At 75.4% G+C, this 6,367-nt stretch carries 5 protein-coding genes; 1 reads left to right on the top strand and 4 read right to left on the bottom strand.

What is annotated here, in order from left to right; translation table 11 throughout:
- Positions 1-139: 139 nt before the first annotated feature.
- Genes FK498_RS07765 through argH form a run of 4 tightly spaced genes read right to left on the bottom strand, consistent with a single transcriptional unit; the run spans position 140 to position 5,703 of the window.
- Complete coding sequence (locus tag FK498_RS07765; RefSeq protein WP_141853261.1) at positions 140-2,746, bottom strand: TIGR02302 family protein; 2,607 nt, start codon at positions 2,744-2,746, stop codon at positions 140-142.
- Positions 2,747-2,756: 10 nt separating this feature from the next.
- Positions 2,757-4,097: a diaminopimelate decarboxylase gene (gene lysA, locus FK498_RS07760; protein WP_141853259.1), complete on the bottom strand. Its 1,341-nt coding sequence runs from the start codon at positions 4,095-4,097 to the stop codon at positions 2,757-2,759.
- A 2-nt stretch (positions 4,098-4,099) separates the two neighbouring features.
- Positions 4,100-4,282, bottom strand: a complete 183-nt coding sequence (lptM, locus tag FK498_RS07755; RefSeq protein WP_141853257.1) for an LPS translocon maturation chaperone LptM — start codon at positions 4,280-4,282, stop codon at positions 4,100-4,102.
- On the bottom strand, positions 4,279-5,703 hold the full coding sequence (gene argH / locus FK498_RS07750) for an argininosuccinate lyase (protein WP_237560877.1): 1,425 nt from the start codon (positions 5,701-5,703) through the stop codon (positions 4,279-4,281). Before argH ends, lptM begins: the two co-directional genes overlap by 4 nt.
- On the opposite strand from argH, the gene FK498_RS07745 reads away from it, so the two are divergent.
- Positions 5,702-6,283, top strand: coding sequence for a TlpA disulfide reductase family protein (locus FK498_RS07745; RefSeq protein WP_237560876.1), 582 nt, complete (start codon positions 5,702-5,704; stop codon positions 6,281-6,283). The genes argH and FK498_RS07745 overlap by 2 nt on opposite strands.
- Positions 6,284-6,367 lie beyond the last annotated feature (84 nt).

Raw genomic sequence — 6,367 nt, 5'->3', positions numbered from 1 at the left:
GCTCATACCCGGAGCACAAGGGTTTGACCTTTGTGCGGAGGGTATGGCGCGCGGGGCTCAAGGGGCGGCCGCGCGCAGAACCAAGGCCTGATGCCCGGCCGGCAAAGGTCGAACCTTTGTCGGCCGGGTATCAGCCGCGTCAGAACCGGCGCAGCAGCCGGTCGATGTACTCGAGTTCGATCTCCGGCCGATCGCGCTCGCCGGCGCGGCGCCGCAGCTCCTCCTGGATCTCGCGCGTGCGCTGCATCTCCATCTCGTCGGGCACGTGCACGTCCGAGCCCTCGTCGCGCCCGCCCACGTCGTCGCGCCGCGGCCGGCCGAGGGGATCGCGCCCCTGGCCCAGCTCCCGCCCCTCGCCGGAGCGGTCGCTGCCCATCTCGGAGTTGTCGCCGCCAGGATCGCCCTCGGCCTCGCCGGGCTCCATCAGCCCCATCCGGCCGGCCATCTGGTTCTGCATCTCGCGCCCGCCCTCCTGCAGCGCCTCGATCGCGCGCTGCTGGGCGGCCTGCGCGGCCGCGTTGTCGCCTTGGCGCAGCGCCTCGACCGCCTCGCGCATGGCGAGGTCGGCCTCGCCGAGCTGCTCGGGCACCTCGCCGGTGAAGTCGGCGAACTGTTCCATCAGCTCGCCGAGCGCGCGGCGCAGCGCCTGCTGCTGGCGCCGGTCCATCTCGCGTTCGGCCCGGCCCCGCTGGTCGGCCGATGGCTGCTGATCGCTCCGCTGCCGCTGGCCGGGCGCCATCTGGCCGGGACGCTGCTGACGCTGCCCCCGCGGCGGCTGGCGCGCCTCGCGATCCTGCTCGGCGCGCTGGTGGCTGCGATCCATGAGCTGGCCCTGGCGCTGGAGCATGTCGTTCACCGCGCCCATCATCTGCTGGCCCTGCTCGCGCTGCTGCTGGCGCTCGGGGCTTTCCATCCGGCTCATGCGGCCCTGCTGCAGCCGCTCGATCGCGCGCTCGAGCTCGGCGAGCTCGCGCCGCATCCGCTCGAGCTCGCCCTGGCGCGCGGCCTCCTGCATCCGTTCCGCCATGCGCTGCATCTCGCGCATGTCGAGCGTGCGCGCGTTGCGGTCGAAGGGGAGCGTCTCCACGCCCTCGCGGCGCATCGCCTCGACCAGCGCCTCGAAATAGCGCTGCATCGCCTCGCGCAGCTGCTCGGCCAGCCGCTCGAGCTCCGCGCGGTCGACCTCCTCGCCGCGCCGGGCGCGATCGAGCGCCTCGCGCAACTGCTCGCGCAGCTCCGCGAGCTGGCGCCAAGTGCGGTCGCGCCCCCCCTCCTCGATCCGGAGCGCGAGGTTCCAGAGCAGCTCCTGCACCTCGGCGACCGCCTCCTCGCCGCGGTCGAAGCGCAGCCGCGAGCGGGCCGCGCGCAGGCCGAGGAAGACCGTCAGGTCGTGATCGAAGGCTTCCGGCGCGGCTGCAAGACGGTCGAGCTCGCGGCCGTGGGCATTGCGCTCCTCCGGCGCGAGCGTCATGCGCTTGCGCAGCGCGATCAGCGCGCGCGCCACCGGATGGCCGAAGTGCCGCTCGGGCAGTTCGACGGTCAGCGTCTCGGAGCGGCCGGTCTGGTCGGCGCCGTCCCTGGCCTCGAGCGTGATGCGCGCGGGCAGCCCGGCCCAGGGATGGGCTGAGAGGTCCGGCTGCCCGGTGCCGCGCACCTGCCGCGCCGCCCCCGCCGGCACGGGCAGGGGGACGCGCAGCGGCTCCGCGTCCGGCCGTGCGGCCAGGCGCAGGATCGCCTCGACCGAGGCGATACCGTAGTCGTCGCGCGCGTCGAACTCGATGCGCAGCTGCGGCGCAGCCCCGGCGCGCCCCGGCGGGGCGACGAAGGCGACGGTGGGCGCGCCGTCGGAGAGCAGGCGCAGCGGCCAGGCGGCGATCTCGTGTCCGTCGCGCCGCACCGTGAGCCGCCCCGGCGTCCCGAGCGTGACCTCGGCGGCGAAGGACTGCGCGTCGAGCGCGCGGAAGGCGACCTCGCCGGCGCCCGCGTCGAGCACGGGAGGACCGCCGCTGCCGCCGGAGAGATGGGCGGCGAGCCGGCTGCCCGCCGGCACGGTGATCGCGACGGTGGCCGCGCCGGGCTCGTGGCGCAGGAACAGCGGCGCGATTCCGGTATAGGCCGGTGGGGTGATCCAGAGCTCGAGCCGCAGCGGCAGCGGTGGGGCCGGGGCGGCGCCGAAGGCGGGCGCGAGCGCGGCGCGCAGGCGCGGGCCCGCCTCCGGCCCGGCGATCACCAGGGCGGCAAGCAGGGCGAGGCCGAGGCCCGCGCGCAGCGCCAGCGGATCGCGCCGGGCGAGGCCCGGATGCGGCGCGCCGACGCGCAGCCTCCGCGCCGCCTCGGCCGCGCGCGCCTGGTGCGCGGCCCACAGCATCGCCGTCGCGGGATCGGCGATCCCGCCGGCGGGACGATCGGCGAGGCTCGCGAGCGGGCGGTGGGCGAGGCCGGAGACGCGTTCGAGCCGCCGTTCGCCCTCCGCCACGCCGGGCAGCCGGACCCGGCGCAGGCCCCAGAGCCCGGCAGCGATCGCGGCGCCGGCGAAGCCGGCCAGCAGGGCCGCATGGAACCAGCCGGGCAGCAGCGGCAGGAGCCCGGTCAGCGCGACCACCGCGAACACGCCGAGCACGCCGAGCAGCGGCGCGACCGCAGGCCAGACCCGCTCCCACAGGATCGCGGCCTGCGCGAGACCGCGCCTGACCGCCAGTCCCGGGATCGACGGCGGCGGGGGAGGGCGCGGCGGAGCGGCACTCATGACGCCATCATCACCCGGAAGCGAGCCAGTGCGGGATCACATCCTGGGCAATCAGCGCCTCCACCGGCTGCCGCCGCCGGATCACCGCCGCCTCGCCCGCCCGCACCATCACCGCGGCGGCGAGCGGGCGGGCGTTGTAGGTCGAGCTCATCACCGCGCCATAGGCGCCGGCGTCGAGGATCGCGACCAGCTCGCCCGGCGGCAGCGCGGGCAGCATCCGGGCGGTGGCGAAGGTGTCGCCCGATTCGCACACCGGCCCGACCACGTCGGCGGGCGTGGCGGGCGCATGCCAGCGCGCCGCCGCGACCGGCACGATCGCGTGCCAGGCCTCGTAGAGCGCGGGACGGATCAGGTCGTTCATCGCCGCATCGAGGATGACGAAGCGGCGCGAGGTTCCGTGCTTCTCCAGCACCACGCGCGCGAGCAGCAGCCCCGCCGGCCCGACCAGCCATCGCCCGGGCTCGAGCATCAGCGTCGCGCCGAGCGGACCCAGCGTCTCGCGCAGCAGATGCACGAAGGCGGCCGCCGAGGGGGCGGGCTCGTTGCGGTAGGGAATCCCGAGGCCGCCGCCGCAGTCGATGCGCTCGACCGGCAGGCCCTCGGCGCGCAGGGCCCGCACGAGCTCGGCGAGCCGCGCATAGGCGGCGCGAAAGGGCGCCAGCGCGGTGATCTGGCTGCCGATGTGCACGGCCACACCGCGCACGCGCAGGGCCCGGCTGCCGGCCGCGCGCGCGTAGAGGGCTGGCGCCTCGCCGATCGGGATGCCGAACTTGTTCTCGGCCCGGCCCGTCGTGATCTTGGCGTGCGTGCCGGCATCGACGTCGGGGTTGACGCGCAGCGCGACCGGCGCGCGCCGCCCCATCGCGGCGGCGAGCGCGTCGAGCATGGCGAGCTCCTCGGCGCTCTCGACGTTGATCTGGCCGACGCCGGCGGCGAGGGCGGCGCGCAGCTCGGCCTCGGTCTTGCCGACGCCCGAGAAGACGATGTCGGACGGCGCGATGCCGGCGGCGCGTGCGGCATGGAACTCGCCGCCCGAGACGACATCCGCGCCGGCGCCGAGCGAGCCGAGCAGGCGCACGATCGCGAGCGCGTCGTTCGCCTTCATGGCGTAATGGATGCGCGCATCCAGGTTCGCCTCGGCCAGGGCGGAAGCGAGCGCCCGGAAGCGGCCCGAGATCGCCGAGGCGGCATAGACCCAGGTGGGTGTCGCGTGCTCGGCGGCGATGCGCGCGAGCGGCACGCCGTCGACCATCAGCCCGACCTCGGGGGCGATGGCCAGGTGCGGGCGCAGCGCGAGGATCTCGGCGAAGGAGGGATCCGCCGCGGCATCCGCACGGGCAAAGGCGGCCATGGTCAGGGTCTCGCGGCAGGGGGCGGCGGCACGACGGGCGGTCCGTCCGGCACCGCGGTGGCAGGGCCGGGATAGGTGCGCGGATAGGTGACCGCCTCGGCCGGGCCGGGCGGCACAGGGTCGCCGCGCTTGCCGCAGGCGGCGAGCGCGAGCGCGAACAGCAGCAGGGCGCGGCGGGCGGTCACGGCGCGATCGTGCCCGAACCGAGACGGTCGCGCCACGCCCTCGCCTGAGCGGCGACATTCGCGGGCGCGGTTCCGCCCAGGCTCCTGCGTGAGGCGAGCGAGGCCTCCACCGTCAGCACGGAATAGACGTCCTCCGTGATGCGCGGCTCGACCGCCTGCATCTCGGCGAGCGTGAGCCCGGCGAGATCGGTGCCCCGGGCCTCGGCGACCGCGACCAGACGTCCGGTGACGTGGTGCGCCGAGCGGAACGGCAGGCCGAGCACGCGCACCAGCCAGTCCGCGAGGTCGGTCGCGGTGGCGAAGCCCTCGCCGGCCCAGCGGCGCATCGCCTCCGCGTTCGGGCACAGGTCGCGCACCATGCCGGCGGTGGCGGCAAGGCAGAGGGCGAGGCTGTCCGCGGTGTCGAACAGCGGCTCCTTGTCCTCCTGCAGGTCCTTGCCGTAGGTGAGCGGCAGGCCCTTCATCACCGTGAGCAGCGCGACCAGGTGGCCGTTGATGCGCCCGGTCTTGGCGCGCACCAGCTCCGCCGCGTCCGGATTGCGCTTCTGCGGCATGATCGAGGAGCCGGTGGTGAAGGCGTCCGAGAGCGTGACGAAGCGGAAGGGCGCGCTCATCCAGAGCACGATCTCCTCGGCGAGCCGCGACAGGTTGGCGGCGCAGTTGGCGGCGGCGGCGGCAAACTCGATCGCGTAGTCGCGCGAGGACACGGCGTCGATGCTGTTCGCCATCGGCCGGGCGAAGCCGAGCGCTCGGGCGGTGGCGTCGCGATCGATCGGGAAGGAGGTGCCGGCGAGTGCCGCCGCGCCGAGCGGGCACTCGTTCAGCCGCGCGCGGCAGTCGGCGAAACGGCTGCGGTCGCGCGCCAGCATCTCGACATAGGCGAGGAGATGGTGGCCGAAGGTCACCGGCTGGGCGATCTGCAGATGGGTGAAGCCCGGCATCGGCGTGGCGGCGTGCGCCTCGGCCTGCGCGGCCAACGCGCGCATGCAGTCGGCGATCTGGAGGTCGAGCTGGTCGATCGCGTCGCGCACCCAGAGCCGGACGTCGAGCGCGACCTGGTCGTTGCGCGATCTCGCGGTATGCAGGCGCCGCCCCGGATCGCCCGTGAGCTCGATCAGCCGCGCCTCCACGTTCATGTGGATGTCCTCGCGCTCTGTCGAGAAGTTGAAGCGCCCTGACTCGATCTCCGCCGCCACCTGGTCCAGACCGGCGAGGATGGCGTCGCGGTCGGCCTCGGAGATGATGCCGCGCGCCGCCAGCATGGTCGCGTGGGCGCGCGAGCCGGCGATGTCCTGGCGCCACAGGCGGCGATCGAAGCCGATCGAGGCGTTGATCTCCTGCATGATGGCGGCGGGGCCGGCGGCGAAGCGGCCGCCCCAGAGGGCGTTGGCGGCGGACGTGGGCGCAGGAGTGTCGGGCATGGGCGGTTCCGTCGGGATGTCGCGCCGGGCGCTGGTCGGCGGTGCGGCGGCGAGTGGTGCCATGCTGGTCTCGGCGCGGCAAGGAAGCGCGGAGACGGGCCGGCTGGTCGAGCGTCGGCCGCGGGCCGCGCTTGCCGAGGCAGCCTTCCGCGACGAGGGGGGCGCGGAGTGGCGGCTGGCCGATTTCGCCGGGCGCGGGCTGGTGGTGAATCTCTGGGCGACCTGGTGCCCGCCCTGCGTGGCGGAGATGCCCGCGCTCGACCGTCTCGCCGCGCTGGTGCGGGAGGAGGGCATCGAGGTGCTCGCCTTGAGCCAGGATCGGGGCGGCGCCGAGGTGGTGCGGCGGTTCTACGCGCGCACCGGCGTGCACCGGCTCGGCATCTGGCTCGATCCGCGCGGCGCGGCGGCGCGCGCCTGGGGCGTGCGCGGCCTGCCGACCACGCTGATCATCGATCGCGCGGGGCTGGAGGCGGCGCGGCTCGAGGGCCCGGCGGAGTGGGACGAGCCGGCGCTGGCCGAACGCATCCGCGGGCTGGTCGTGCCCGGGCGGGGCGCGTCCGATCCGACGGCGCGCACCTGACATGCACCGGGCACGCCCCGCTTGCCGGACTCGGCGCGGCGCGGGCTATGAAGGCGCACGGCCCGGCCATGCCCGGGCCCTTCC

The sequence above is a fragment of the Elioraea sp. Yellowstone genome (assembly GCF_006704265.1).
Classification (GTDB): Bacteria; Pseudomonadota; Alphaproteobacteria; order Acetobacterales; family Acetobacteraceae; genus Elioraea.
Note: the sequence above shows the minus strand (reverse complement) of the source record. Positions and strands in the feature narration are given on the sequence as shown.